Genomic DNA, 23,587 nt, shown 5'->3' on the forward strand with positions numbered 1-23,587 from the left:
CCCAAATCACTGTCGGATTACGGGCACACCGAGCCTAGGCGAGGTACCGAGTGTTGGGGCAAGAGCCCTTTTGGTTACTTTTGGGGCTCTTTTCCAAAAGTGACCCGCCGTAAGGGCGGAACCATAAGCCGCCATCACCTAAATAACGGATATGCCCTCAAAAACCCAGGCTCAACCCCGCCCATTCCCAATCTGCCAAACAAACGGCGGCTCCACCCCATTAACCACCCAATCCCCCACAATCCGCGCCTTATAAATCACCGGATTATGCGACGAAACGGTCCGCGCATTCCGCCAATGCCGATCCAGCGCCTTACCCTGCCGCACATCCGAAGCCCCCAGCGCATTAAACAACTCACTGGTCGCCCGCTGAATCAACCCCGACACCACCACCTGCGCCGTAGCCGACTCAATCTCTGCCGCCACATTGGCTAAACGCTCAGCAGCATCATCCCCCCCAAACCGCGCCAAATACGCCCGTTGCGCCGGCAGCGTCGCCCTCAGCGCACTCGCCTCAGCGGCATACACCAGCGCCGCCACTTCCCCCACCACCTGTAGAACCTGCGCATCCTGGCTCACATGCGCCGCATTACCATGACTGTAAATACGCTTACGGCTGCGCACCTGATGCGCCACATCCCGCAAGGCCGCACGCCCAATCCCCGCCAAACTGGCGAGCAACACCAACTGATAGAACGCCGTCTGGTATTTAAACCGGCTGGCAAAGTCGATGACGTTTTCCGCATCCACCACCGCGTCGGTAAAGCGCGACGTGCCGCTGCCGGTAGTGCGCTGGCCAAAGCCGTCCCAATCATCACTGTGCACCACGCCCGCCTGGCGGGCGCGGGTGGCGGCGATCACATCGCCACCGGTGTCACTGCGTTGGGCATACACGTCGATCCAATCGGCGAAGATGCTACCCGTGCTGTAGAACTTCTCTCCGTTGAGCTTCCAGCGGTCGCCGTCAGGGCTGACCTGGGTGACCACATCGCCGATCGCCACGTTGCCAATCTCGGTCCAGGCGCAGCCGACGATGTCGCCGTCCACGAACCGCTTGAACCACCGATCCCGGCCGGCACTGGGCGGGGCGTTCAGACGATCTTCGGCAAACGCGAAGTGCCCACGCAAAGCCTGGGGCACGTTGGAGTCGGCTTCGGCCAGCTCGATCAGCAGTTCGAACAATTGCGGCAGGGAAGCACCCCCGCCGCCATATTCCACCGGCACGCGCACCGCGCCAAAGCCCGCTTCCTTGAGCCATTGAATCGGTTCATGGGGCAGGGTGCGGGATTGTTCGCGCTCTACGGCACCGTCGGCGATGCGTTGGAAAATCGGACGAAAGCGCGCAGCCAGTGTCGGGTAGTCGACACCGGTGGACAGCGGGTTGATGACGTGTTGTTCGGTCATGGGCAAGGTTCCTGGGCAGTGATCAATGCAAGGGGGATTGCACACTCCGTGCCGGGTATCTGCGCCCGTATTCATGGGCTAAAGCGTTCAGCCACTGTTGCCCTGGCAACAGCGGATCGACAAACCCGCCCACTCTGCGACATCGACGCCTGCATGCGGTATTGCGTGCAACGCCCATGGCCCGTGCGTTTCCCCGGCCTGGCACGCTTGCTGCTCAAGCCCTCAGTACATCCCTATTGTGCGAGGTAACGCGAGATGAGCCAGCAAGCCGTGAAATTTGCCTACTGGGTGCCCAACGTCAGCGGTGGGCTGGTGGTCAGCAAGATCGAACAACGCACCCACTGGGGCATCGACTACAACCGCAAACTGGCGCAACTGGCAGAAGCGGCCGGCTTTGAGTACGGCCTTACGCAGATCCGTTTCACTGCGGGCTACGGTGCCGAAAACCAGCATGAATCCGTGGCATTCAGCCATGCGCTGCTGGCCGCGACCACCACGCTCAAGGTGATCGCCGCGATCCTGCCAGGCCCCTGGCAACCCGCGTTGGCGGCCAAGCAACTGGCGACTATCGACCAGATCACCAACGGCCGTATCGCGGTGAACATCGTCAGTGGCTGGTTCAAGGGCGAGTTCCAGGCCATCGGCGAACACTGGCTGGAGCACGATGAGCGTTATCGCCGTTCCGAAGAGTTCATCCGTGCTCTCAAAGGCATCTGGACCCAGGACGATTTCACCTTCAAGGGCGACTTCTACCGCTTCAACAACTACACCCTCAAGCCCAAGCCACTGGGCCAACCGGAGGTGTTCCAGGGCGGCAGCTCACGGGCCGCGCGGGACATGGCGGCGCGGGTGTCGGACTGGTACTTCACCAACGGCAACACCCCGGAAGGCATCAAGGCCCAGGTCGATGACATTCGCGCGAAAGCGGCGGCGAGCAACCATTCGGTCAAAGTCGGCGTCAACGCCTTCGTGATCGCCCGCGACACCGAGGAAGAAGCCCGCGCCGTGCTCGCGGAGATCATCGACAAAGCCGACCCGGAGGCGGTGAATGCCTTTGGCGATGCGGCCAGGCAAGCGGGCAAGGCATCGCCGGAAGGCGAGGGCAATTGGGCCAAATCCAGCTTTGAAGACCTGGTGCAGTACAACGATGGCTTCAAGACCAACCTGATCGGCACGCCCCAACAGATTGCCGAGCGCATCGTCGCGCTCAAGGCGGTGGGCGTGGACTTGGTGCTGGCGGGCTTCCTGCACTTCCAGGAAGAAGTCGAGTACTTCGGCAGACGTGTGTTGCCGCTGGTGCGCGAACTGGAAGCCAAGAGCCCTGTAGGAGCGAGCTTGCTCGCGAAAAACGTCAACGATGACGCGAGACTCCTGGTTTAACGCGGTGTCTGGGCGATCTTCGCGAGCAAGCTCGCTCCTACAAGAGGCTGAGTCTGGACAAGGTCTTTTCTAACCGAAGGGCGGCGGTGTGGTCTTCGTAATAGGCATCGATCAGGGCAAAGCGCCGATAACCGTTGCGCTCATAGAGGCTGAGAGCGCCGGGGTTGTCGGTGCGCACTTCCAGGCGTAGGCGGGTGCAACCCCGTGCCACGGCGATAGCTTCAACGCGGCTCAACAACTGTTTGCCCAGCCCCGTGCCACGCGCAGGTTCGGTAATGGCGATGGAATACAGACGCGCCAACGAGGTGCCACGGCGCAACAGCACCAGCGCATAACCGAGCAATTGCCCGTCATTGTCCGCCACCAGCAACTGGCCATGGGCGCGGCTGACCATCCATTGGAAACTGCGCCGTGACAGCTTGTCGGTGGTGAAGCAGCGCTGTTCCAAGGCCAGTAATTCAGGCACATCCAAGCGGGTTGCAACGCGAAAGCAAAGAGCCATATGACCGCCGTAAAAGTTGCGTAACGAAACGGGACTTCTCTAAAAGATCGTGCTTAATAGAAAAGGTCGAGTTCTCTAAAGCGGATCAAATATTATGTCGGCGGTACAAGGTCATTGGCGTGAAGTATCCGAGCAAACCCTCGCGGCGACAATAACTAATGCAGGTTATTTTTCCGCACCACCTAAAGGCAACAGTCAAGTCGTGATCATTGTCGAGCGCAAGGAAGATTGGGCCTCCTACTTCCCCAGCGAAGACATCGTCACCGCCCAGGAATACCTAGAGCAGACCCGTGAAAACGAGACCGGCAAGCGCGTACAGGTGATCAATCTGTGCCGCAGCTACAAGTACCTGGGGCACGGTTACTACTGTTCGCTGCTGGCTGAAGCCCGCGGGCATAAGGTAATTCCGTCGGTGCGTACCATCAGTGAACTGACGAAGAAGTCGCTGTACGGGCTGGCCCTGGATGACTTGGATAAAACCCTCGATAAAGCCTTGAGTCATCATCTCTACAGCAATACCGAAGGCTTTACCCTGACACTTTACTTTGGCCGGACCAATATAGAGCCGTTGCAGGACTTGGCCCGTCAGTTGTTTGAAGCCTTTCCATGCCCGATCTTGTTAGTTGATTTTAAAAAGAATAACGGTTGGCATATTGAAGGCGTTAAATCGGGCGTGCTGCACAAGTTGCGCGACGATCAGGAAGATCAATTCGCCCACGCGCTGGACAACTTCAGCCGCAAGATCTGGCGCCAGCCGCGTTCACGTCGCCTGGCCCGTTATGACTTGGCCATCTTGCACGACCCTCAAGAGCAATTGCCGCCGTCCAACGCCAAGGCCCTGGATAATTTCATCCGCGTTGGCAAGGGCCTGGGCATCGATGTGGAGCTGATCGAGCGCAAGGACTATTCACGCTTGGCCGAATACGACGCCTTGCTAATCCGCGAGACCACCAGCGTCGACAACCACACCTACCGCTTCGCCAAGAAAGCCGAAAGCGAAGGCCTGGTGGTGATGGATGACCCGACGTCCATCCTGCGCTGCACCAACAAGGTCTACCTCACCGATCTGCTCAACAGTCACCAACTGGGCATGCCCGCCACCGAAATCCTCTACAAGGAGCGACCGGAAGACTTCGAACGGGTCGGCGAGCGTCTGGGGTTCCCGCTGGTGCTGAAGATCCCCGACGGCTGTTTTTCCCGTGGCGTAATCAAGGTCGAAAGCCAGGAAGCCTTGCTCAAGGCCACCGCCGAGTTGTTCGAACATTCGGTGCTGTTGCTGGCCCAGGAGTTCTTCTACACCGAGTACGACTGGCGTATCGGCGTGCTCAACCGTAAGCCGATCTTTGCCTGCCAGTACTTCATGTCCAAGGGCCACTGGCAGATTTACAACCACAAGGCCATCGGCCAGGCCATTAACGGTGAATGCCGCACCCTGGCGGTCCACGAGGCGCCCAAGGCGGTGGTGGAACTGGCCGTGAAGACCGCCAACCTGATCGGCGATGGCCTCTACGGCGTCGACCTCAAGCAGTCCGGCGACAAGGTGGTGGTGATCGAAGTCAACGACAACCCCAACCTGGACGCGGGTATTGAAGATGCTTATTTGCAGGACGATTTGTATGGGCTGGTGCTGGAGGAGTTTGTGCGGCGCCTGGAGTTGAAGCGTCAGGGCCAGGTCTGGTGACCCGCCGATGATCCAGCGTTTCGAACTGACCGAAGGCAAGCTGCACAGTGGGGAACGAGACGATGCCCCGATCCAGTTGTTCAACAACCCTGACCTGGCCGAGCGCGAGTGGCTGCGCGACCACCACAAGCTCGACGAGCACGCCCTGGCCTCGGCGCTGGACCCCGATGAGGTCTCGCGCATCGAGTTTCACCCGGACAATCTGTTCCTGATCTGGAAACGCCCGGAAAACTACTCCGGTGGCGGCAACCTGGTGTTCGAGGTGTCGTCCTGCGGCCTGCTGTTTTCGCCTGGCCGCCTGCTGGTGATCGCCACCGACGAAACCCCGCTGAGCGGCCTCGGCAAACGCCGCCCGCTGCACACGCCGCTGGATGTATTGCTCGACTTGCTGCTCAACAACATTCACCACTACCTGGGCCACCTCAAGGTGATCAAGCTGGTCGCACGGGAATTGCAGCAGCAGTTCAACGCATCCATGAGCAACCACCACTTGATGCAGATGTTCAGCCTCAGCGAAAGCCTGATCTATTACATCAACGCGCTGCACAGCAACGGCGCGGTGCTTTCGCGGTTGCGCAACCACGCGGAAAAGGAGCATTTCAGTTCGGAGATACTGGCGCTGATCGACGACCTGATCATCGAGAACCACCAGTGCTACAAACAGGCGGAGATCTATTCCAACGTGTTTTCCGGGCTGATCGACGCCCGTGGCAACCTGATGAACAACAGCATGAACAACCTGTTGCGCAAGCTCACCTTGATCAACGTGGTGTTCCTGCCGCTCAACCTGATTGCGAGCATCGGCGGCATGTCGGAGTTCAGCATGATGACGGCGGGGACGCCGTGGTGGGTTTCGTATCCGTTGTTTCTGGCGGCGATGGGGCTAGGAGGAGGGCTGATGGTGTTGGGGCTCAAACGAATAGCGGGCGGCGCCAATGTCGTGTGAACACCGATCCCTTGTGGGAGCTGGCTTGCCTGCGATGGCATCACTGCGGTGTTCCTGAAACACCGTGTGTACTGCATCGCAGGCAAGCCAGCTCCCACAGGTTGTATGTCGCTCAGGTGGACGGTTGCAGCGTCAGCACTTCAAACCCATCCGCCGTCACCGCCACGGTATGTTCCCACTGTGCCGACAGGCTGTTGTCCTTGGTCACCACCGTCCAGCCATCCTTGAGGCTGCGCACTTTCGAACTGCCCTGGTTGAGCATCGGTTCAACGGTAAACACCATGCCTTCGCGTAGCTCCAACCCCGTTCCGGGGCGGCCAAAGTGCAGGACCTGCGGCTCTTCATGCATCTGCCGGCCAATGCCGTGGCCGCAATACTCGCGGACCACGCTGTAGCCATTGGCTTGCGCGTGGCTCTGGATAGCGTGGCCGATATCGCCCAGGCGCGCGCCGGGCTTGACCTGACGGATGCCCGCCCACATGGCTTCGAAGGTTTTCTCGACCAGGCGCTGGGCCTTGGGCGCAACGCTGCCGATCATGTACATCTTGCTGGAGTCGGCGATGTAGCCGCCTTTTTCCAGGGTGATGTCGATGTTGATGATGTCGCCGTCCTTGAGGATGTCCTTGGCGCTGGGCATGCCATGGCACACCACTTCGTTGATCGAGGTGTTGATGGAGAAGGGGTAGTCGTATTGGCCCAGGCTGGCGGGGCGGGCCTTGAGGTCGTTGCGGATGAAGGCTTCGACGGCGGCGTCCAGCTCCAGGGTGGAGCGGCCAACGGCGACAAAGCCGTCGAGCATCGTGAACACCTGGGCCAGCAGGCGCCCGGCTTCACGCATCACGGCCAGTTGGGCGGCAGTCTTGATCATCAACTGCGCCCCCGGATCAGGTCGGGTTTGTCCAGCAACAGTTTGTTGATCAATTCATTGTAGGGCAGGTGGGGATTGAGCTCGGCGAGCAGGCCGATCTTGATCCAGAATTCGGCCTGGGCGTTGATGGAACGGTCCATCGCGGCGCTGGCCAGGCGCAGTTGTTCGTGCAGTTGGTCGGTGATCTTGACGATGCCCATGGGGTTCACTGTGTTGGATTGATATACAAAGCGTATACGTTTCGTATGTTATGAGTAAACCTTTTGTTGACTTGTCCGGCCGGGGACGGTTAATTTCGTGACATGACCTTTCAAACCTTTTGCAGCCAGCCAAGCATTATTACCGCCATTCCTCATTTGGCGGGATAGCGCACGGCTGTACCCAAACCCGCCCTAGAGGCGGGTTTTGTTTTTCCGTCTCCTGGGCCTTGAACACAAAGCCAGGAAACACCTATGAGTACCTGCACCGCCGATTCGGCACTCCTTGAGCATTACGTAAAAAAGATCCTCGCCGCGCCGGTCTACGATCTGGCAGTACGCACGCCTCTGCAGGCTGCACCGGCGTTGTCGGCGTTGCTGGGCAACCAGGTGCTGCTCAAGCGTGAAGACCTGCAGCCGACCTTCTCGTTCAAGATCCGTGGCGCCTACAACAAGCTGGTGCAGTTGAGCGACGAGCAAAAGGCGCGCGGCGTGGTCACCGCATCGGCCGGCAACCATGCTCAGGGCGTGGCGCTGGCGGCAAGGGAGCTGGGGATCCAGGCGCGGATTGTCATGCCCAGCACTACGCCGGAGTTGAAGGTGCTCGGCGTGTGCTCCCGAGGCGCTGAAGCGGTCTTGCATGGCGAGAGTTTCCCCTTTGCCCTGGCCCACGCGCTGCAACTGGCTGAAACCTCGGGATGCACCTTTGTCTCGCCCTTCGACGATCCCGACGTGATTGCCGGCCAAGGCACTGTGGCCATGGAAATCCTGCGCCAGCAGCAAGGTGCCCTGGACGCGATATTTGTGCCGGTGGGCGGCGGTGGCCTGATCGCCGGGATCGCCGCCTACGTCAAATACCTGCGGCCCGAGGTGCGCATCGTCGGCGTCGAACCCGAAGGCTCCAGTTGCCTGATGGCAGCGTTGAAGGCCGGTGAACGGGTGGTGTTGCCCAGCGTCGATGGGTTTGCCGACGGCACAGCGGTGGCGCAGGTGGGCGCCTATGGGTTTGAAATCTGCCGGGAGTGGGTGGATGACGTCATTACGGTCAGCAACGATGAGCTGTGCAGCGCGATCAAGCTGATCTACGACGATACGCGCTCGATCACCGAGCCTTCAGGTGCGTTGGCGGTCGCGGGGGTTCGCAAGTATGTCACCCGTCACCTGCTGCACGGAAAGACGCTGGTGGCGATCAATTCCGGGGCGAACATCAACTTCGATAGTTTGCGACATGTTGCTGAAAGAGTGGCTGCGCAGGGCGCCGTGCACGCCTAAGTGCTGGGTTAACCGTTTAATCGAAGGGGTTCGACGATGATTCAAACACTGCAATTTTGCTTATATAACGCACCATTGGGCTTATGAGGAAAGGTTACAACGAAGGCTGGTTTTGCCGAGTAGGCTTGGGTGTTGTAAGCGTCTGTCAGGGTCGGCAAGACGTAGCGGGTGAGCGCCCGCCGGATACATAACGACACTCTGTTGGCAGTCTCAGGAAAGGAGAGGTTGACCATGCTTTCGGAACTAGAGCTTCGCAGCATTATTGAAGGAAGTTTCCTGCCCAAACGGTGCGAATGCACCAAAGCCGAAGATGCTTCGCTGACGATCAAGGTCTACGACGACCGCGACCGTGACCGGGTGGATTTGGAAGTCAAAGGCATCAACGCGGACAGACTCGACAGCAGTCGAGCCATTTGCAACCTGATCACCGGGTTGCGCGAAGACCTCAAGCACGCGCACAGTCCTGTCCTGCAACGCGTAGGAGGGCGAGCTTATTGAGAATGCTTGTGCTTGACCTGTGGGCCTGGTGACTGCCAGGCCCAGTGCTGTTCAACCCCGCCAATCAGTTCTGGAAATCGCACGCTTCGGACATCTTCCGGTAGCTCACGTCTTCGACTTTGCCCGCCTTATCCAAAAACTTGATATCTGCCTTGATGACTTTGCATTCATCGGTCTGGGTTTCGTTCATCGCCAGGACTTTGGCGATATTCATCGGCATGCCGTAGTGGTAAGGCACCGGTTTGACAGCGGCGCCTTGCTCGTCGGCCTGAGCCAGGCCTGATACTGCGGCGAGCGCCAAGGCGCCGCCGAACATCAAAGTGCGCAGTTTCATGATGGTTCTCCGCAACAAGTGGGTACAACTTCACTGTCGGCGTGCGGGATTAACCATCGATTAATGTTTACCAGGCTGACAAAACCTTCATGTTTACCAGCTCATCCGCACTCCGGCATTGCCGCTGACACCCTCCATCGGGTTGCCGTCCAGGTTGGTGTTGTAGTCTGCGGCCAAGTAGACGCTCACCGAAGACGACAGCCGCGCAACCACGCCGACACCCACGTCCGCCGTGGAAGACTTGTGATCGCTCTTGATACGGTCCACATCATCGTAAGTCACCGTGTCGCTGCCACCGAATGTCCGCCAGGCGTTGGCCCGCAGATAAGGTTCGACCGGTGTGTTATTCACCAGGTAGCGACCTTTGAGGCGGGCGCCGAGGCGGCCGGTCCAGTACTCCTGGGAGTCGAACGAGACCCTGGAAATACCGTCGTTCTGGCTGTCCAGGTCGATCGTCTGGCGGATCACCTGGGCCTGGGGTTCCACGACCCAATGCTCGGAAACGGCAATCGGGTAGCCGGCTTCGGCGGACAGCGCCAGGGCATGGCCTTTGGTGTCCATCTTTATACCCCGCTCGGACTTGTTGTCGCCCTTCAGGCGCGTGCCCATCGCAACCAGATCCACATACCAGCGGGTCGGATCGGTGAGCGTCCAGTAGGCACCGACGTTATCGCCATCGAGTTTCACCCGTCCGGAACGATTGTTCTGCCAGCCCATCGAGAAACCTTTTACGTTCCCGTTCAGGCGACTCTGGCCGATAAACAGCCCGAAGCGCTGGATCTGCCCGCCGCTGGTTTCGGATGCATACAGGTCATGACCGACCTGATAGCCCTTGACCGAGCCGTCGAAGCTCGGCGCCACGGTGCCTGACCAGTGCTTGTTGAAGTCGCTGCCATAGGCACGCCCCCAACCCGCCGGCACCGCACCGGTCTCGGTCAGCAGGCTTTGCTCGCCTTGGCGATCATGAAAGGTGCCCAGCGCTTGCAGGGTCATCAACTGTGCGGCGGGCACCACCACCGAATACACCGGCACTTCCAAGCGGTACAGCGGGATGGGCTCGGCACCGGCAATGGCGGTCGGCAGCGCCGGGTTGCTCGCGGCGGATTCCGGCGAGTTGCCTGCTGCAACCTGGCTGGGCGGCGGGGCGGGGGGCTCGACCGGCGCGACGGGTTGCGAGGTCGGCGGTTCCACCGGCGGCTCGTCGGAGTCGACCACCGGCGGTGTCGCTGGAATCGGCGGTACGGGCACCACCACCGGTGGTGTCGGTGGCACGGGTGGCACCGCCGGCGGTTGCACGGCAACCACCGACGAGCGCAGGTACCAGTTGTTTTCGGTACCGGCCTTCACGCCGCCCTTGAACAGCAAGTATTCATAGGCCCCGGCCGAGACCGAGCCCTTCAACGAGAAGGCATCGGTGCTGCTCACTGCGCCGTTGAGCGCCTGCACCACCTCAATCCCATTGTTGCGGGTAAAGCCCCCGACGCCGCCAAGATTGCTTACCGCCAATTGGGTGTGGCCACTCAGCGTGCCACCGGACACCACCAACTTGTCCGTCGCGGAGTTTTCATCGCCCAGCACGGTTTGCAGCCACACCTGGCCGTTATTGCCTACGTAGTTACCATACACCGTCAGCGCATCGTTGGCGGTGGCGCTGCCGGTGGTCATATCGATGGTACCGGCGTTGTTCAGCGTCACCAGTTGGCCTGCGAGATACGGCCGCACGCTGCCTTGGGTCACGGCCAGCGTACTGCTGCCGTCAATGTTGAAGGTGCCGGTATTGCTTGCGCTGTCACCCAGGAAAAAATCGCCCGCCAGGTCGAAGCGCGAAGTGTTGGTGAGATTCACCGTTTCCCAGCCGATATAGCGGGCCGCCGTGCTGGACGTCGTGCTGTCGAAGGTCAGTTGATCGTTGCCCAGGCCGCCATCGATGGAGGGCGTGGCAGCCAGCAGGCTTTCGCTGAGTCCGCGCAGCAACGCGGTATCGTCGCCATCGCCCATCAGCACCGCTGATTTGATCTGGCCTCCGTTGAGCCAGTTGAAGGTGTCATCGCCGACGCTGGCGCGGATCTCGCCATTGATCACGCCGCCACTGACCGTGATGCTGTCGTCGCCGCCGCTGGTGCTGATATTGCCGCCAATGTCGCCGCCCGAGATGTTGATCGTATCGATATCGAAACCGGTGACCAGGTTGCCCAGGATTGCGCCGCCGGACAGGTCATAGAAGTTCTTGTCGAGCTTCATGTCGACCCGACCGATAGTGCCACCGGTTTGCTGCGCCACGTCGCCGTCCTCGAACGCGCCGACGATGGTGCCGCCCGTCATCCGGAAAGTGTCACGGCCGTCGCCCTGGGCCAGGGACTGGATTTGCCCGCCGTTCATAATGAAGTCATCGATGCCGGCGCCTTGCTGTACGGCGCCGTTGATCAGGCCGGATTCGATCCGCACGGCGTCTGCCCCCGGACCGAAGATGACGTTGCCGTTGATGGTGCCGCTGCCACCTGCTGGCAGGATCAGGCGGTTATCGCCCAGGAGGTCGGTCAGGCCGGCACTGGTGCCGCTGTCGCAAATAAACGTGTCGTTGCCCGGACCGGGAGTGAGTGTGCAGGCCGCGTAGGCGTGTTGTGATGTGGTGTATTGCAGTGAGAGGAGGCCGACAGCTAAAACGGCGCGGGTTGAAAAACCGTTGCTTTTTCGCATGGGTCTGTCCTGCATCTATTGTAATTACTGCTCCTGTTGGGGTTTAGCACAGTTTTCCTACATGGCAATGTTTATATAAACGCGCGCAGGCCACGGAATACGTGGCCTGCGTGGTGGCACATTGGTCATGTTGCTGCCGGGTTCAGCTCACCTGATGGCGGTAAGGCAGGTCCGGACCGGTCTTGGTGCAGGTCAATGCAGCGGCGCGAACGGCAAAGCCCAGCATGGCGTCGACCTGTTCCCGCGTGAGCTGTTGCAGGCCCTCTACCGAGTCAAGCTGCTGCTCGGTCAGCCAGGCAATCAACGCGGCCTGGAATGTATCACCCGCTCCCACGGTATCGGCCATTACCACTTTGATTGCCGGCGCAGACCAATGGCCATGTTGGCGACTGAATACACTGGCGCCGTCGCCGCCACGGGTGAGGAACACCAACTGGCAACGGTGTTGCAGCCAACCCTGCAGCACGCTTTCCGGCGACTGTTCGGGATAGAGCAAGTGCAAGTCTTCGTCGCTGACCTTGATCAGGTCGGCATGCTTGACCAGTTCCGCCACACGGTCGCGCCACAGCTGAATATCCGGCTGTGGGTTGAGCCGCACGTTGGGGTCGAGGCTGATCAGGCGCTTGCCGCTTTCGCGCTTGACCAGGCTCAGCAGGGTGTCGCCGATGGGTTGCACCACCAGCGAGAACGAGCCGATATGCAGGCCACGGATGTCATCATCCAGCTCGGGCAGATGGCTGACTTCCAGCAAGCGGTCGGCGCAGCCTTCACCACGGAAGTTGTACTGCGGTGACCCATTGGCGCCCACGGCGACCATCGACAAAGTGGTCGGCGCGGCGAATTCCACCAGGAACTGCTCGCTGACGCCCTCATCCTTGAGCACCTGCAACAAACGACGTCCGAGGAAGTCGGTGGACAAGCCGCCGAACAAGCCCGCCTCGATACCCAGGCGGCGCAAGCCGACCGCGACGTTGAACGGCGAACCGCCGGCAATCGCCTTGTAATTGACCTTGGAAGCCTGCCCGCTGGCGTCTTCCTCGCTGAAAAAATCGAACAGCGCTTCACCACACACCAGATACATAGTCGTTCGCTCTTAAAGGGTTGCCACAAGCTGTTGATAGCGCTCGTAGGCGTGTTGATACGCGCTGACGCTGGCCGAGACCGGCAGCGTGCGGCTGGTTGGGTCGACGCTCACGCATTTGTCGCACAGGCTGGCCAGGGACTCGCCGGACTGGCTCCACGCCGCCTGGATCGCCGCGCCCAGGGCGGCGGCTTCACTTTGTTCGGTGCAGACCACTTCGGTATTCATGATATCGGCGACCATCTGCCGCCAGACCGGGCTTTTCGAACCGCCGCCGATCAAGCGGATGCTCTGGCTTTGCAGGCCGGTCTGGCGCAGCAGGTCCAGGCCGTAGCGCAGGCCGAAGGTGGTGCCTTCGACCACCGCGCGGCACAGGTTGGCGCGGGTCAGGTTGGTCATGGTCAACCCGTGCAGGCTGCCGGTGGCGTGGGGTAGGGCAGGCACGCGTTCGCCGTTGAGGAACGGCAGCATGCTCACGCCGTCGGCGCCTATCGGTGCTTGCTCGACCAAGGCGTTGAAGGCAACCAGATCGAGGTCGAACAGCTCGCGGATCACCCCGGTGGCGTTGGTCAGGTTCATGGTGCAGATCAACGGCAGCCAGCCGCCGCTGGATGAACAGAAGGTGGCGACCGAGGCTTGCGGGCTGACGTTGGGCTGGTCGGCGAATGCGTACACGGTGCCCGACGAACCCAGGCTCATCGTGATCACGCCGGGGGCAATATTGCCAGTGCCGATGGCGCCCATCATGTTGTCGCCACCGCCACTGGAAACGATGGCGTTGGGGTTGATGCCCAGGCGTTCGGCAATGGCTGGAAGAACGGTGCCGACGCTTTGATGGGCTTCAATCAGTTGTGGCAGCGCCCGCTCTAGACGCCCGCTTGGATCGATGTGCTTGAGCAGCGCCATATCCCATTCGCGGGTGCGCACGTTGAAGTAGCCGGTGCCCGATGCATCGCCGTATTCCGCGACGGCGCGGCCAGTGAGCCAGTAATTCAGGTAGTCGTGGGGCAGCAGGATATGCGCGATGCGCGCGAAGATGTCCGGGTGTTGTTCACGGGTCCACAGCAGCTTGGACACGGTGTAGCCCGGTGCAATCGCCACGCCGAGGCGTTCCAGGGAACCGCTTTCGCCGCCCAAGTGTTGCAAGAGCCTTTCGTTTTCCGGCGCGGTTTCGGTGTCGCACCACAGCTTGGCCGGGCGCAGCACCTGGCCTTGCTCATCCAGCAGCACCAAACCATGCTGCTGGCCGGAAACGCCGATACCGAGGATGTCCTGGCCGTCCACACCGGCCTGTTGCAAGGCACGATGGGTGGCTTCGGTAAAGGCATCCAGCCATTCCAGGGTGTGCTGCTCACGGCGGCCATTGGCGCCGCTGATCAATGTGTGTGCCGCTGCGCCCAGGCCCAGCACCTTGCCGCTCGTGGCGTCTAGGACGATGGCCTTGGTGCCTTGGGTGCCGCAGTCGATGCCGAGAAACAGGTTTTGCTGGGTCATGGCGGGGTGCTCAGCATTAATTATTGTTGGAGTGAACATGCGATCTATGTGGGAGCTGGCTTGCCTGCGATGGCGGCGGTTCAGTCAGCCAGGGGTGACTGACAGATCGCTATCGCAGGCAAGCCAGCTCCCACAGGTTTAAGCCGGTTTCTTCAAGAGGGTTTGCAGGGTTGCGGTGACGCCGTTGTCACGCAAGCTTGCATAGCACCGCTCGAACGCTGCCACAAACTCAGCCGAATTGGGAATAGCCTTGCCAAAAATCTCTTCCACCCCCAGCAGACGTTGGCTGATCAACGCATCATCACTCACCAGCCCCTGGCAAAACTCGGCACGCGGGTCAGGGATCGTGTAGCTCAGCCCATTCTCGTCCACCCCCTTCAAGTAGAGCGCCCACGCCGCCACGACCAACGCGGCGCGCTCAGTCTCACGCCCATCGGCAATCAGGCGGTTGATAGTCGGTACGGTGAACTTGGGAAACTTCGACGAGCCATCCGAGCACACGCGCTCCAGTTGGTCGGCAATCGCCTGGTTGGAGAAGCGGTCCACCAGCGTCTGCTTGTAGTCCGTCAGGTCGATGCCTGGCACCGGCGCCAGGTTTGGCGTGACATCCAGGTCCATGTAGGCGCGCATGTAGGCGACAAACACCGGGTCGTTCATGGTCTCGTGCACAAACCGATAACCCTTGAGAAACCCCAGGTAGGTCAGCGCCAGGTGGCTGCCGTTGAGCAGGCCGATTTTCATTTCTTCATAGGGCGTGACGTCATCGGTGAACTGCACACCGACCGTTTCCCAGGCCGGGCGACCGTTGACGAATTTGTCTTCCAGCACCCACTGCACAAAGGGTTCGCACACCACCGGCCAGGCATCGTCGATACCGTGGTCATCATGCAGTTGCAGGCGGTGCGCGGTGCTGGTCATCGGTGTGATGCGGTCGACCATGGCGTTCGGAAAGCTCACGTTGGCCTTGATCCAGTCGTGCAGTTCGGCGTTGTGCAGTGCGGCGAAGGCCAGCAGCGCCTTGCGCGTCACGGCGCCGTTATGCGGCAGGTTATCGCAGGACATCACGGTAAACGCCGGGGTGCCGGCGGCGCGGCGTTGGGTCAGCGCGGCGCAGATAAAACCAAACACGGTCTTTGGTGCGCTCGGGTGCGCCAGATCATGCTGGATCTGCGGCAGGTGGGCCATGAACTCGCCGTTGCTGTCGTCGATGCAATAGCCGCCTTCGGTGATGGTCAGCGAGACGATACGGATCGCCGGGTCGGCCAGTTTGTCGATCAGCGCCTGGGCGCCGTCTTCGGCCAGCAGCATGTCACTGATCGAGCCGATCACGCGCACTTCGGTGTCGTCGGTATCGCCCAGTTCATACAAGGTGAACAAGTAGTCCTGGCCAGCCAGGTCATCGCGGGCCTTGCGGTCTTCGGCCCGCAGGCCGACGCCGCAGATGCTCCAATCCAGGCCAACACCGGTGTTCATCAGCGCGTCGGTGTAATAGGCCTGATGCGCGCGATGGAAACCGCCGACGCCGATATGGGCGATGCCTTGCGTGGTGCTGGCAATCGCATAGGTGGGCAGCTTCACGTGCGGTGCCAACTGGGTGAGGTTCTGTTTATTCAGTTTCATCAGCAAAGTCTCGCGAAATCAGGCGGCAGCGCGCAGTGGGCGGGCCACGGCAACACCGTCGGTGTCGAACAGATGGCAGTGCGCCGGGTCCAGGTGCAGGTGCAGCGTCTCGCCGTACTGGCTGGCCATGTCGCCACGGATCCGCATGGTCAGCGGCTCGCCGTTGGCGGTGTTGACGTGGCAGAAGGTGTCGCTGCCCAGGCGCTCGCCGACGTCGGCGGTGACGGTCAAAGTCGTCTGGCCAGGAGAGGCGATTTCCAGGTGTTCCGGACGAATCCCAAGCGTCACGGCACTGCCCACGCTCAAGGTGGCACCGCTCAGCGGCAGGTTAATCAACGTGCCGGCATCCAGCTGCACTTCGCAGCTTTGGCTTTCAACGCGGGTGACCTTGCCCTTGAGGAAACCCATCTTCGGCGTGCCGAGGAAACCCGCCACAAACAGGTTGGCGGGTTGGTGATACAGCTCCAGCGGCGAGCCGACCTGCTCGATACGGCCACTGTTCAGCACGACCACTTTGTCGGCCAGGGTCATCGCCTCCACCTGGTCGTGGGTCACGTAGATCATGGTCGCTTGCAGCTCTTTATGCAGGCGCGCCAGTTCCAGGCGCATCTGCACACGCAGGGCGGCGTCGAGGTTGGACAGCGGTTCATCGAACAGGAAGATCTTCGGGTTACGCACAATTGCGCGGCCGATGGCCACACGCTGGCGCTGGCCGCCGGACAGCTGCTTGGGCTTGCGCTCCAGCAACGGGCCCAGCTCCAGGATGCGCGCCGCTTCGCTGACCTTGCTCTCCACCAGCTTCTTGTCGACACCGGCCAGGTCCAGGGCGAACGACATGTTTTTGCGCACGCTCATGTGCGGGTAGAGCGCGTAGGTCTGGAACACCATCGCCAGGTCACGCTTGGCCGGGGTCACTTCGGTGATATCGCGGCCATCCAGTTCGATGGTGCCTTCGCTGACCTCTTCCAGCCCGGCGATCAGGCGCAGCAACGTGGATTTACCGCAGCCCGACGGGCCGACGAACACCACGAACTCCTTGTCGTTCACTTCCAGGTCAATGCCCTTGATGATGGAAAAGCCTTCGAAGCCTTTTTGCAGATTCTTGATTTTCAGGTTGGCCATGATGGGCCTCCGCTAGGAATTATTATTTGACGGCGCCGAAGGACAAACCACGCACCAGCTGTTTCTGGCTGATCCAGCCAAAGATCAGGATCGGCGCGCAGGCCAGGGTCGACACGGCGGACAATTTGGCCCAGAACAAGCCTTCGGGGCTGGAGTAGGAGGCGATCAACGCGGTCAGCGGCGCTGCGGCGGAGGAGGTCAGGTTCAGCGACCAGAAGGCCTCGTTCCAGCACAGGATCAGCGACAGCAACACGGTAGAGGCCAGGCCGCCCTTGGCAATCGGCAGCAGCACGCGGACCATCTCTTGCCACAGGGTCGCGCCATCCAGGCGCGCAGCTTCGAGGATGTCCTTGGGGATGTCCTTGAAGTAGGTGTAAACCATCCACACCACAATCGGCAGGTTGATCAGGGTGTAGATGATGATCAGCGCGATGCGCGTATCCAGCAGGCCAAAGCTCTTGGCCAACAGGTAGATGGGCATCAGTACGCCCACCGGCGGCAGCATCTTGGTGGACAGCATCCACAGCAGCGTGCCTTTGGTGCGCTGGGTTTCGTAGAACGCCATGGAGTAGGCCGCTGGCACCGAGATCAGTAGGCACAGCGCCGTTGCGCTGAAGGAAATCAGTACCGAGTTCCACGCATAGCTGAAGTAGTTGCTGCGCTCGTTGATGTGCAGGTAGTTCTCCAGCGTCGGCGTGAAGATGAACTGCGGCGGTGTGGCGAACGCATCGATTTCGGTCTTGAAGCTGGTCAGCACCATCCAGAAGATCGGGAAGAAGATCAGGATCGCAATGGCCCAGGCCAACGTGCCGAGCAACAGGCTTTGCAGGCGGCGGGATTGTTGAAGCGTCATGGCGCGGCCCTCAAGGCTTGTCAGTCAGGTTTTTGCCGATCATCCGCACCAGGATGATCGCCGCGATATTGGCGATGACCACGGCAATCAAGCCGCCGGCCGAGGCCATGCCCACGTCGAACTGCACCAGCGCCTGGTTGTAGATCAGGTAGGCGAGGTTGGTCGAGGCGTAGCCGGGGCCACCGTTGGTGGTGGTGAAGATCTCGGCGAACACCGAGAGCAAAAAGATCGTCTCGATCATCACCACCACGGCAATCGGGCGGGCCAGGTGCGGCAGGGTCAGGTGCCAGAAAATCGCGATGGCGCCGGCACCGTCCAGGCGTGCGGCTTCCTTTTGTTCCTGGTCGAGGGACTGCATGGCGGTCATCAGCAGCAGGATCGCGAAGGGCAGCCACTGCCACGACACGATGATGATGATCGACAGCAACGGGTAGTGCGCCAGCCAGTCCACGGGTTCTGCGCCGAAGAACTTCCACACGGCGGCCAGGATTCCGGACACCGGATGGAAAATCAGGTTCTTCCAGATCAGCGCACCGACGGTGGGCATGATGAAGAACGGCGAAATCAGCAACACGCGTACCAGGCCACGGCCGAAGAACTCACTGGCCTCCAGCAGGGCACTGATCAGCACACCGAACACCACACTGATCAGCAGCACACTGCCCACCAGCAACAAGGTATTCGTGGCGCCGGGCAGGAAGCCCGAATCGGTGATGAAATACGTGAAGTTTTCCAGCCCGACGAATTGGTTTTCGCCAGGGTAGAGCAAGTTGTAGCGGATCAGCGAAAAGTACAGGGTCATGCCCAGCGGCACGATCATCCACAGCAGCAGCAGGGCGACTGAGGGGCTGACAAGGAACCAGCCGGGGTTGGCCAGGCGGTTTTTGGCGGGTGTATTCATGGTAATCAAGACCGATTAGAGGCAGGTGCGCAAAACCCCTGTAGGAGCGAGCTTGCTCGCGAAGGCATTCCAGGCCCAGTGCGGCTTCGGATGTACCTTTTTCGCGAGCAAGCTCGCTCCTACAGGTCAGGGAGGTTACTTGGGATAACCGGCCCGCTTCATTTCACGCTCGGTAGTGGTCTGTGCGGCGGTCAATGCAGCATCCACCGTCTGCTGACCGGTCAGCGCACCCGAGAAGAACTTGCCGACCTGGGTCCCGATCGCCTGGAACTCTGGAATGGTCACCAACTGGATACCGACATACGGCACCGGCTTGAGCGTCGGCTTGGTGGGGTCTGCGACTTTCAGCGACTCCAGGGTCACCTTGGCAAACGGCGCCGCCTTCATGTACTCGTCGCTGTAGGTCGACTTGCGCGTGCCTGGCGGTACGTTGGCGATGCCATCGGTCTTGGCGACCAATGCACCGTACTCCTTGGAAGTCGCCCAGCTGGTGAACACCTTGGCAGCGTCCTTGGCCTTGGAACTGGTGGGGATCGCCAGGCTCCAGGAGTACAGCCACGAGGTGCCTTTGTCGGTCTTCTCGTGCGGGGCAAAGGTAAAGCCGACATGGTCAGCCACTTTGCTCTGGGTGTTGTCGGTGACGAACGAGCCGGCCACGCTGGCGTCGACCCAGATCGCGCACTTGCCGCTGTTGAACAGCGCCAGGTTTTCGTTGAAACCGTTGCTGGAAGCACCCGGCGGGCCGGATTTCTTCATGTTGTCGACGTAGAAGTTCAGCGCGTCTTTCCATTCTGGACCGTTGAATTCCGGCTGCCACTTTTCATCGAACCAGCGCGCACCGTAGCCATTGGCCAGGGTGGTGATCAGTGCCATGTTCTCGCCCCAACCGGCTTTGCCGCGCAGGCACAGGCCGTATTGTTCTTTGGTCTTGTCGGTGAGTTTGCTGGCGAATTCGCCGATCTGGGTCCAGGTCGGGTGCTCAGGCATGGTCAGCCCGGCGTTCTTGAACAGGTCGGTGCGGTAATAGGTGATCGAGCTTTCGGCGTAGAACGGCAGGGCGTACAGCGAGCCTTTGACAGACAAACCGTCACGCACCGAAGGGAATACATCATCGAGGTCGTAGGACGCCGGCAGGTCCTTCATCGGCTCCAGCCAACCTTTGGCGCCCCACAGTGCAGCTTCGTACATGCCGATGGTCAACACGTCGAACTGCCCACCCTGGGTGGCGATGTCGGTGGTGAGGCGTTGGCGCAGCACGTTTTCTTCGAGCACCACCCAGTTCAGCTTGATCTCCGGATGCTCGGTCTCGAAGGTTTTCGAGAGCTTTTGCATGCGGATCATGTCGCTGTTGTTGACGGTGGCAATGGTGAGGGTTTGCGCGCCAAGGCTGACGGCGCTGAGGGTCATGCAAGAAAAGGCAAGCAGAGCTTTTGCTGTGAACTTCATCGCGCACTCCATTTCCGCGCCCAGGGGGCTACAGAAGGACGGTTATTGTTGTTGTGTCTTCCTACAGGGAGTCAGGAAGAGTGTGCGGTTGATTACAGCCTTGAAATGGCGATGTGACAAATCCTTGGGCGCACTGGGACTGATACTTTTTTGCACTCTGTGGTGATTGGCTGAAACGATTTATCCGGGAGCACGGTGATCCACTGTAGGAGCTGGCTTGCCTGCGATGGCATCGACACGGTGCACCTGACACGCCGAGGTGTCTGCATCGCCGGCAAGCCGGCTCCTACAGAAAGCGGTTCAGGCCAGATTCTGTTCGGTCAAACGCTGCACCGCAAGACGCCGGTAGTGGGAAGGCGTCATGCCCTTGAGTTGCTGAAAGCGTCGGTTGAAATTGGAAATATTGTTGAAGCCTGATTCAAAGCACACATCCGTCACGGCTTTATCGCCATCGGCCAGCAACTCGCAGGACTTGCTGATGCGCAGCCGATTGACGAATTCGATAAAAGTACGCCCAGTCGCCTGCTTGAACACCCTTGAGAAATAGGTGGGCTTCATTCCCAGGTACTCCGCCACCTCTTCAAGCGGCAACTCCCGCGCGTAGTGGGCAAAAATATAGTCCACCGCGCGGTTGGTACGGTCGATGCTGTGCTCATCGGCCAGTTGCGGCGTAGTCACGCCGGAGAGCAGTTGGTAGTCCTCACACGCACTCAACACTTCCAGCAGGATAAAGAAATGCCCCAGGCGCGCCATGCCCTGGGTGTCCTCGATACGCTGCATCAAGGTCATGGCCTGGGCGATGGTTTTTTTGCAGCGGAACTCGATGCCGTACTGCGCGCGCTCCAGCAACGGCGCCAGGGTCTTGAGTTCGGCGAAGATGTGGCTGCCTTGCTCGAACAGCTCATCAGTGAAATTCACCAGCATGTCGCGCTTGGGCACCACCTCGTCTTCCTCCACCTGGCTGATCCAGTTGTGGGGCAGGTTGGGGCCGGTGAGGAACAGGCTTTCCGGGTAGAAGTTGCCGATGTAGTCGCCGATGAACACCTTGCCGGAGCTGGCCACGATCAGGTGCAGCTCATATTCCTTGTGGAAGTGCCAGCGCACCAGCGGGCAGGGGAAGCCGTGCTGGCGATAGATGATGGACAGGCCGTTGTGGTCGTCCATCAGTTCGTAGGAAGGGTCGGTGATACGCGCTGCTCGGGTCATGCTGCCGTCGCTTTATTGTGGTTGCTGCGTAGGATAATGCCCCGTCGCGCGCGCCCTCGCCAGCGCTGGTGTTTATAGGCTGCGGTTTTTCGCCTCGATCCATTGGGACATGTACTGCGTACTTTTATGCGCATGGTGGCGCAGCATGCTGCCGGTGAAGTTGTCCCGGCGGTGGGCATTCAGATTGCTGCGGCACTGTTCCAGGCAGGCCACCAGCGCAGGGCCATGGACGTTCTGGTCGTAGCGACGGACCAACAATTGGCGGCCGTTTTCCTGGGCCTGGGTCCAGCGTTTGCGGTCCTGGTAGAGCGACACCGCAGCGGCGGCCAGGGCTGGAGCGCTGTGTTCGATCACGCCCGGCCAAGGTTGGTCATCGCCCATGCCCTCGGCACCGATTGGCGTGGTGATGTTCGGCGTGCCGCAGAGCATCGCGTCCGCCAGTTTGCCCTTGATGCCGGCGCCGAACCGCAAGGGCGCCAGGCAGATACGCGCGGCGGTCATGACTTGCAGGGCATCTTCGGCCCAGTTCATCACATGAAAGCCCTGGGCCGGGTTGTGCAAAGCGGTGGCTTTGGGCGGGGTATAGGACCCGTAGATATGCAGCTGCGCGCCCGGTAATTGCTGGCGAATCAGCGGCCACAGGCTGTTTTTCATCCATAACACCGCATCCCAGTTGGGTGCGTGGCGGAAGTTGCCGATGCTGAGGAAGTGCGCACGGTCTTCAAATGGCACGAAGGGCTCGGTCGGCGGCTGCAACATCAGCGGGCACCAGTGGAGCAGGGCGGCGGGTACGTTGAATTGCTCGGTGAGCAGCTGCGCTTCCACGTCCGAGATCATCAGGCTGATGTCACAGCGGTAGATCGCGGCAATTTCGCGCTTGGCGATGTCCGTATTGGCCATCAGCTGGAATTCATCATCCAGCGCCGGCGCGAACAGTGCGCTGAAATCCTCGCTGTGGAGATGGGCTTTGAGGTGATCCTTCAGACGCTGCTGGCGCGCATCACGCAGGCTTTGCAGGTCGCAGGTTTCCAGCACCCGCAGGGCATCGGGACAGTGCTTCTCGACACGCCAGCCGAACTGTTCCTCCATCATGAAACGGTCGAACAGCACGATATCCGGTGCCAGTTCGCGGATAAAATCATCGAAACTGCTGTTATTGAGTTCGATGGCGCGTTCGGCGATGCCCAGCGCAGGCAAGTCGGCCTTGTGTTCGCCGATGGTGGCCGGGCTGCTGAAGGTGATATCCCATCCTTGTGTAAGAAAGCTCTCAAGGATTTGCATCATATGCCCGCCGGCAGCCGAGGAGCGGGGTTCCGGCCAGACGTATCCAATGACCAGGACTTTGGTGGCAGGGGCATTCATCGACATCGTTCTCCTTGAAGGGCAGGGCGCAAAGCGCGCAATTAAACCATAACCGACGACATGACAATTTATGTTTGGCGGTAGGTAGCCAACGTACTTTGTGGTTAACTTCGGCCTCTCGAATTCGTTAAACCCAAATCAACATAAGGATTCCGTTCATGGCTCAAGTCACCCTTCGTGGTAACCCTGTCCAGGTTGAAGGCGAATTGCCGAAAACCGGTTCCACCGCTCCTGAATTCAGCCTTGTTGCTGTCGACCTGTCAGAAGCGTCCCTGGAAACCTTCGCCGGCAAGCGCAAGGTTCTGAACATCTTCCCAAGCGTTGACACCCCGACCTGCGCCACTTCGGTACGCAAGTTCAACGCCCAGGCCAACGACCTGAGCAACACCGTCGTGCTGTGCATCTCCTCTGACCTGCCGTTTGCCCAGAAGCGTTTCTGCGGCACCGAAGGCCTGGACAATGTGCTGAGCCTGTCGGACTTCCGCAACGCCGACTTCGCGGTCGACTACGGCGTTTCGCTGGCCGACGGCCCTCTGCAAGGCCTGACCGCCCGCGCCGTAGTGGTATTGGACGAGAACAACAACGTGCTGCACAGCGAACTGGTGCCAGAAATCGGCCAAGAGCCAAACTACGAAGCAGCCCTGGCTGTTTTGAAGTAACTGTTTCGGTACGTTACTGTCGTTTTGCAGTAACACGCTTGATGCATGATTGCGGCCTGGCCTA

General features: G+C 60.2%; 19 protein-coding genes and 2 pseudogenes. 6 read left to right on the forward strand and 15 right to left on the reverse strand.

The window, feature by feature from the left end; translation table 11 throughout:
• Positions 1-171: 171 nt before the first annotated feature.
• On the reverse strand, positions 172-1,404 hold the full coding sequence (locus HX793_RS21225) for an acyl-CoA dehydrogenase family protein (protein ID WP_177096239.1): 1,233 nt from the start codon (positions 1,402-1,404) through the stop codon (positions 172-174).
• A gap of 255 nt (positions 1,405-1,659) precedes the next feature.
• Between HX793_RS21225 and sfnG the strand changes: the two genes are divergently transcribed.
• Positions 1,660-2,784, forward strand: a complete 1,125-nt coding sequence (sfnG, locus tag HX793_RS21230; RefSeq protein ID WP_177096237.1) for a dimethylsulfone monooxygenase SfnG — start codon at positions 1,660-1,662, stop codon at positions 2,782-2,784.
• A 58-nt stretch (positions 2,785-2,842) separates the two neighbouring features.
• Here sfnG and HX793_RS21235 read toward each other — a convergent pair.
• Positions 2,843-3,286: pseudogene (locus HX793_RS21235) on the reverse strand (GNAT family N-acetyltransferase); the annotation flags it as partial.
• A gap of 94 nt (positions 3,287-3,380) precedes the next feature.
• Here HX793_RS21235 and HX793_RS21240 point away from each other — a divergent pair.
• Together HX793_RS21240 and HX793_RS21245 are read left to right on the forward strand one after the other, a co-directional pair.
• A complete protein-coding gene (locus tag HX793_RS21240; protein WP_218178724.1) occupies positions 3,381-4,967 on the forward strand; it encodes a RimK family ATP-grasp domain-containing protein in 1,587 nt (528 codons plus the stop codon).
• Between the two features lie 7 nt (positions 4,968-4,974).
• Positions 4,975-5,913, forward strand: coding sequence for a magnesium transporter CorA family protein (locus HX793_RS21245; RefSeq protein ID WP_177059484.1), 939 nt, complete (start codon positions 4,975-4,977; stop codon positions 5,911-5,913).
• A gap of 112 nt (positions 5,914-6,025) precedes the next feature.
• Here HX793_RS21245 and map read toward each other — a convergent pair whose 3' ends face one another.
• A complete protein-coding gene (gene map / locus HX793_RS21250) occupies positions 6,026-6,781 on the reverse strand; it encodes a type I methionyl aminopeptidase (protein WP_177053858.1) in 756 nt (251 codons plus the stop codon).
• The gene (locus HX793_RS21255; RefSeq protein WP_003190946.1) at positions 6,781-6,981 is read right to left on the reverse strand and encodes a ParD-like family protein; all 201 of its coding nucleotides are present in this window, start codon (positions 6,979-6,981) and stop codon (positions 6,781-6,783) included. The genes map and HX793_RS21255 overlap by 1 nt, the downstream gene beginning before the upstream one ends.
• A 252-nt stretch (positions 6,982-7,233) precedes the next feature.
• Here HX793_RS21255 and ilvA point away from each other — a divergent pair.
• Both ilvA and HX793_RS21265 read left to right on the forward strand, forming a co-directional pair.
• Positions 7,234-8,220: pseudogene (ilvA, locus tag HX793_RS21260) on the forward strand (threonine ammonia-lyase, biosynthetic); the annotation flags it as partial.
• Positions 8,221-8,481: 261 nt separating this feature from the next.
• Positions 8,482-8,748: a DUF1652 domain-containing protein gene (locus HX793_RS21265; RefSeq protein ID WP_026000066.1), complete on the forward strand. Its 267-nt coding sequence runs from the start codon at positions 8,482-8,484 to the stop codon at positions 8,746-8,748.
• 64 nt (positions 8,749-8,812) lie between these two features.
• Here the strand turns inward: HX793_RS21265 and HX793_RS21270 are convergent, their stop codons facing one another.
• From HX793_RS21270 to HX793_RS21320, 11 genes are all read right to left on the reverse strand, one after another.
• Positions 8,813-9,082 carry a DUF2790 domain-containing protein gene (locus tag HX793_RS21270; protein WP_177059483.1) on the reverse strand — a complete coding sequence of 90 codons (270 nt, stop codon included), beginning with the start codon at positions 9,080-9,082 and terminating at the stop codon, positions 8,813-8,815.
• 93 nt (positions 9,083-9,175) lie between these two features.
• The gene (locus HX793_RS21275; protein ID WP_177096233.1) at positions 9,176-11,779 is read right to left on the reverse strand and encodes an autotransporter family protein; all 2,604 of its coding nucleotides are present in this window, start codon (positions 11,777-11,779) and stop codon (positions 9,176-9,178) included.
• 142 nt (positions 11,780-11,921) lie between these two features.
• Positions 11,922-12,860: a carbohydrate kinase family protein gene (locus HX793_RS21280; protein WP_177096231.1), complete on the reverse strand. Its 939-nt coding sequence runs from the start codon at positions 12,858-12,860 to the stop codon at positions 11,922-11,924.
• Between the two features lie 12 nt (positions 12,861-12,872).
• Positions 12,873-14,354 (reverse strand): xylulokinase, encoded by a 1,482-nt coding sequence (xylB, locus tag HX793_RS21285; protein ID WP_177096229.1) that lies wholly within the window; start codon positions 14,352-14,354, stop codon positions 12,873-12,875.
• A 138-nt stretch (positions 14,355-14,492) separates the two neighbouring features.
• Entirely contained in the window at positions 14,493-15,974 is a 1,482-nt protein-coding gene (locus tag HX793_RS21290; protein ID WP_177096227.1) for a mannitol dehydrogenase family protein, read from the reverse strand.
• Between the two features lie 18 nt (positions 15,975-15,992).
• Positions 15,993-17,096 carry an ABC transporter ATP-binding protein gene (locus tag HX793_RS21295; RefSeq protein ID WP_016980354.1) on the reverse strand — a complete coding sequence of 368 codons (1,104 nt, stop codon included), beginning with the start codon at positions 17,094-17,096 and terminating at the stop codon, positions 15,993-15,995.
• Positions 17,097-17,118: 22 nt separating this feature from the next.
• On the reverse strand, positions 17,119-17,949 hold the full coding sequence (locus tag HX793_RS21300) for a carbohydrate ABC transporter permease (RefSeq protein WP_003173672.1): 831 nt from the start codon (positions 17,947-17,949) through the stop codon (positions 17,119-17,121).
• Between the two features lie 10 nt (positions 17,950-17,959).
• Entirely contained in the window at positions 17,960-18,850 is an 891-nt protein-coding gene (locus tag HX793_RS21305) for a carbohydrate ABC transporter permease (RefSeq protein ID WP_032864136.1), read from the reverse strand.
• A gap of 135 nt (positions 18,851-18,985) precedes the next feature.
• Positions 18,986-20,296, reverse strand: coding sequence for an ABC transporter substrate-binding protein (locus HX793_RS21310; protein ID WP_177096225.1), 1,311 nt, complete (start codon positions 20,294-20,296; stop codon positions 18,986-18,988).
• A gap of 300 nt (positions 20,297-20,596) precedes the next feature.
• Positions 20,597-21,502: an AraC family transcriptional regulator gene (locus HX793_RS21315; protein WP_177053867.1), complete on the reverse strand. Its 906-nt coding sequence runs from the start codon at positions 21,500-21,502 to the stop codon at positions 20,597-20,599.
• 72 nt (positions 21,503-21,574) lie between these two features.
• Positions 21,575-22,864 carry a glycosyltransferase gene (locus HX793_RS21320; protein WP_177096222.1) on the reverse strand — a complete coding sequence of 430 codons (1,290 nt, stop codon included), beginning with the start codon at positions 22,862-22,864 and terminating at the stop codon, positions 21,575-21,577.
• A 158-nt stretch (positions 22,865-23,022) separates the two neighbouring features.
• Here HX793_RS21320 and tpx point away from each other — a divergent pair, with 158 nt between their 5' ends.
• Entirely contained in the window at positions 23,023-23,523 is a 501-nt protein-coding gene (gene tpx / locus HX793_RS21325) for a thiol peroxidase (RefSeq protein ID WP_016980349.1), read from the forward strand.
• Positions 23,524-23,587: the final 64 nt, after the last annotated feature.

It is taken from the genome of Pseudomonas reactans (genome assembly GCF_013387025.1).
Lineage (GTDB): Bacteria > Pseudomonadota > Gammaproteobacteria > Pseudomonadales > Pseudomonadaceae > Aquipseudomonas > Aquipseudomonas reactans.

Bases quoted from the DNA above. Each gene is read 5' to 3' on its own strand.
- HX793_RS21225 (WP_177096239.1), bottom strand. From the start codon at position 1,404: ATGACCGAACAACACGTCATCAACCCGCTGTCCACCGGTGTCGACTAC.
- sfnG (WP_177096237.1), top strand. From the start codon at position 1,660: ATGAGCCAGCAAGCCGTGAAATTTGCCTACTGGGTGCCCAACGTCAGC.
- HX793_RS21240 (WP_218178724.1), top strand. From the start codon at position 3,381: ATGTCGGCGGTACAAGGTCATTGGCGTGAAGTATCCGAGCAAACCCTC.
- HX793_RS21245 (WP_177059484.1), top strand. From the start codon at position 4,975: ATGATCCAGCGTTTCGAACTGACCGAAGGCAAGCTGCACAGTGGGGAA.
- map (WP_177053858.1), bottom strand. From the start codon at position 6,781: ATGATCAAGACTGCCGCCCAACTGGCCGTGATGCGTGAAGCCGGGCGC.
- HX793_RS21255 (WP_003190946.1), bottom strand. From the start codon at position 6,981: ATGGGCATCGTCAAGATCACCGACCAACTGCACGAACAACTGCGCCTG.
- HX793_RS21265 (WP_026000066.1), top strand. From the start codon at position 8,482: ATGCTTTCGGAACTAGAGCTTCGCAGCATTATTGAAGGAAGTTTCCTG.
- HX793_RS21270 (WP_177059483.1), bottom strand. From the start codon at position 9,082: ATGAAACTGCGCACTTTGATGTTCGGCGGCGCCTTGGCGCTCGCCGCA.
- HX793_RS21275 (WP_177096233.1), bottom strand. From the start codon at position 11,779: ATGCGAAAAAGCAACGGTTTTTCAACCCGCGCCGTTTTAGCTGTCGGC.
- HX793_RS21280 (WP_177096231.1), bottom strand. From the start codon at position 12,860: ATGTATCTGGTGTGTGGTGAAGCGCTGTTCGATTTTTTCAGCGAGGAA.
- xylB (WP_177096229.1), bottom strand. From the start codon at position 14,354: ATGACCCAGCAAAACCTGTTTCTCGGCATCGACTGCGGCACCCAAGGC.
- HX793_RS21290 (WP_177096227.1), bottom strand. From the start codon at position 15,974: ATGAAACTGAATAAACAGAACCTCACCCAGTTGGCACCGCACGTGAAG.
- HX793_RS21295 (WP_016980354.1), bottom strand. From the start codon at position 17,096: ATGGCCAACCTGAAAATCAAGAATCTGCAAAAAGGCTTCGAAGGCTTT.
- HX793_RS21300 (WP_003173672.1), bottom strand. From the start codon at position 17,949: ATGACGCTTCAACAATCCCGCCGCCTGCAAAGCCTGTTGCTCGGCACG.
- HX793_RS21305 (WP_032864136.1), bottom strand. From the start codon at position 18,850: ATGAATACACCCGCCAAAAACCGCCTGGCCAACCCCGGCTGGTTCCTT.
- HX793_RS21310 (WP_177096225.1), bottom strand. From the start codon at position 20,296: ATGAAGTTCACAGCAAAAGCTCTGCTTGCCTTTTCTTGCATGACCCTC.
- HX793_RS21315 (WP_177053867.1), bottom strand. From the start codon at position 21,502: ATGACCCGAGCAGCGCGTATCACCGACCCTTCCTACGAACTGATGGAC.
- HX793_RS21320 (WP_177096222.1), bottom strand. From the start codon at position 22,864: ATGAATGCCCCTGCCACCAAAGTCCTGGTCATTGGATACGTCTGGCCG.
- tpx (WP_016980349.1), top strand. From the start codon at position 23,023: ATGGCTCAAGTCACCCTTCGTGGTAACCCTGTCCAGGTTGAAGGCGAA.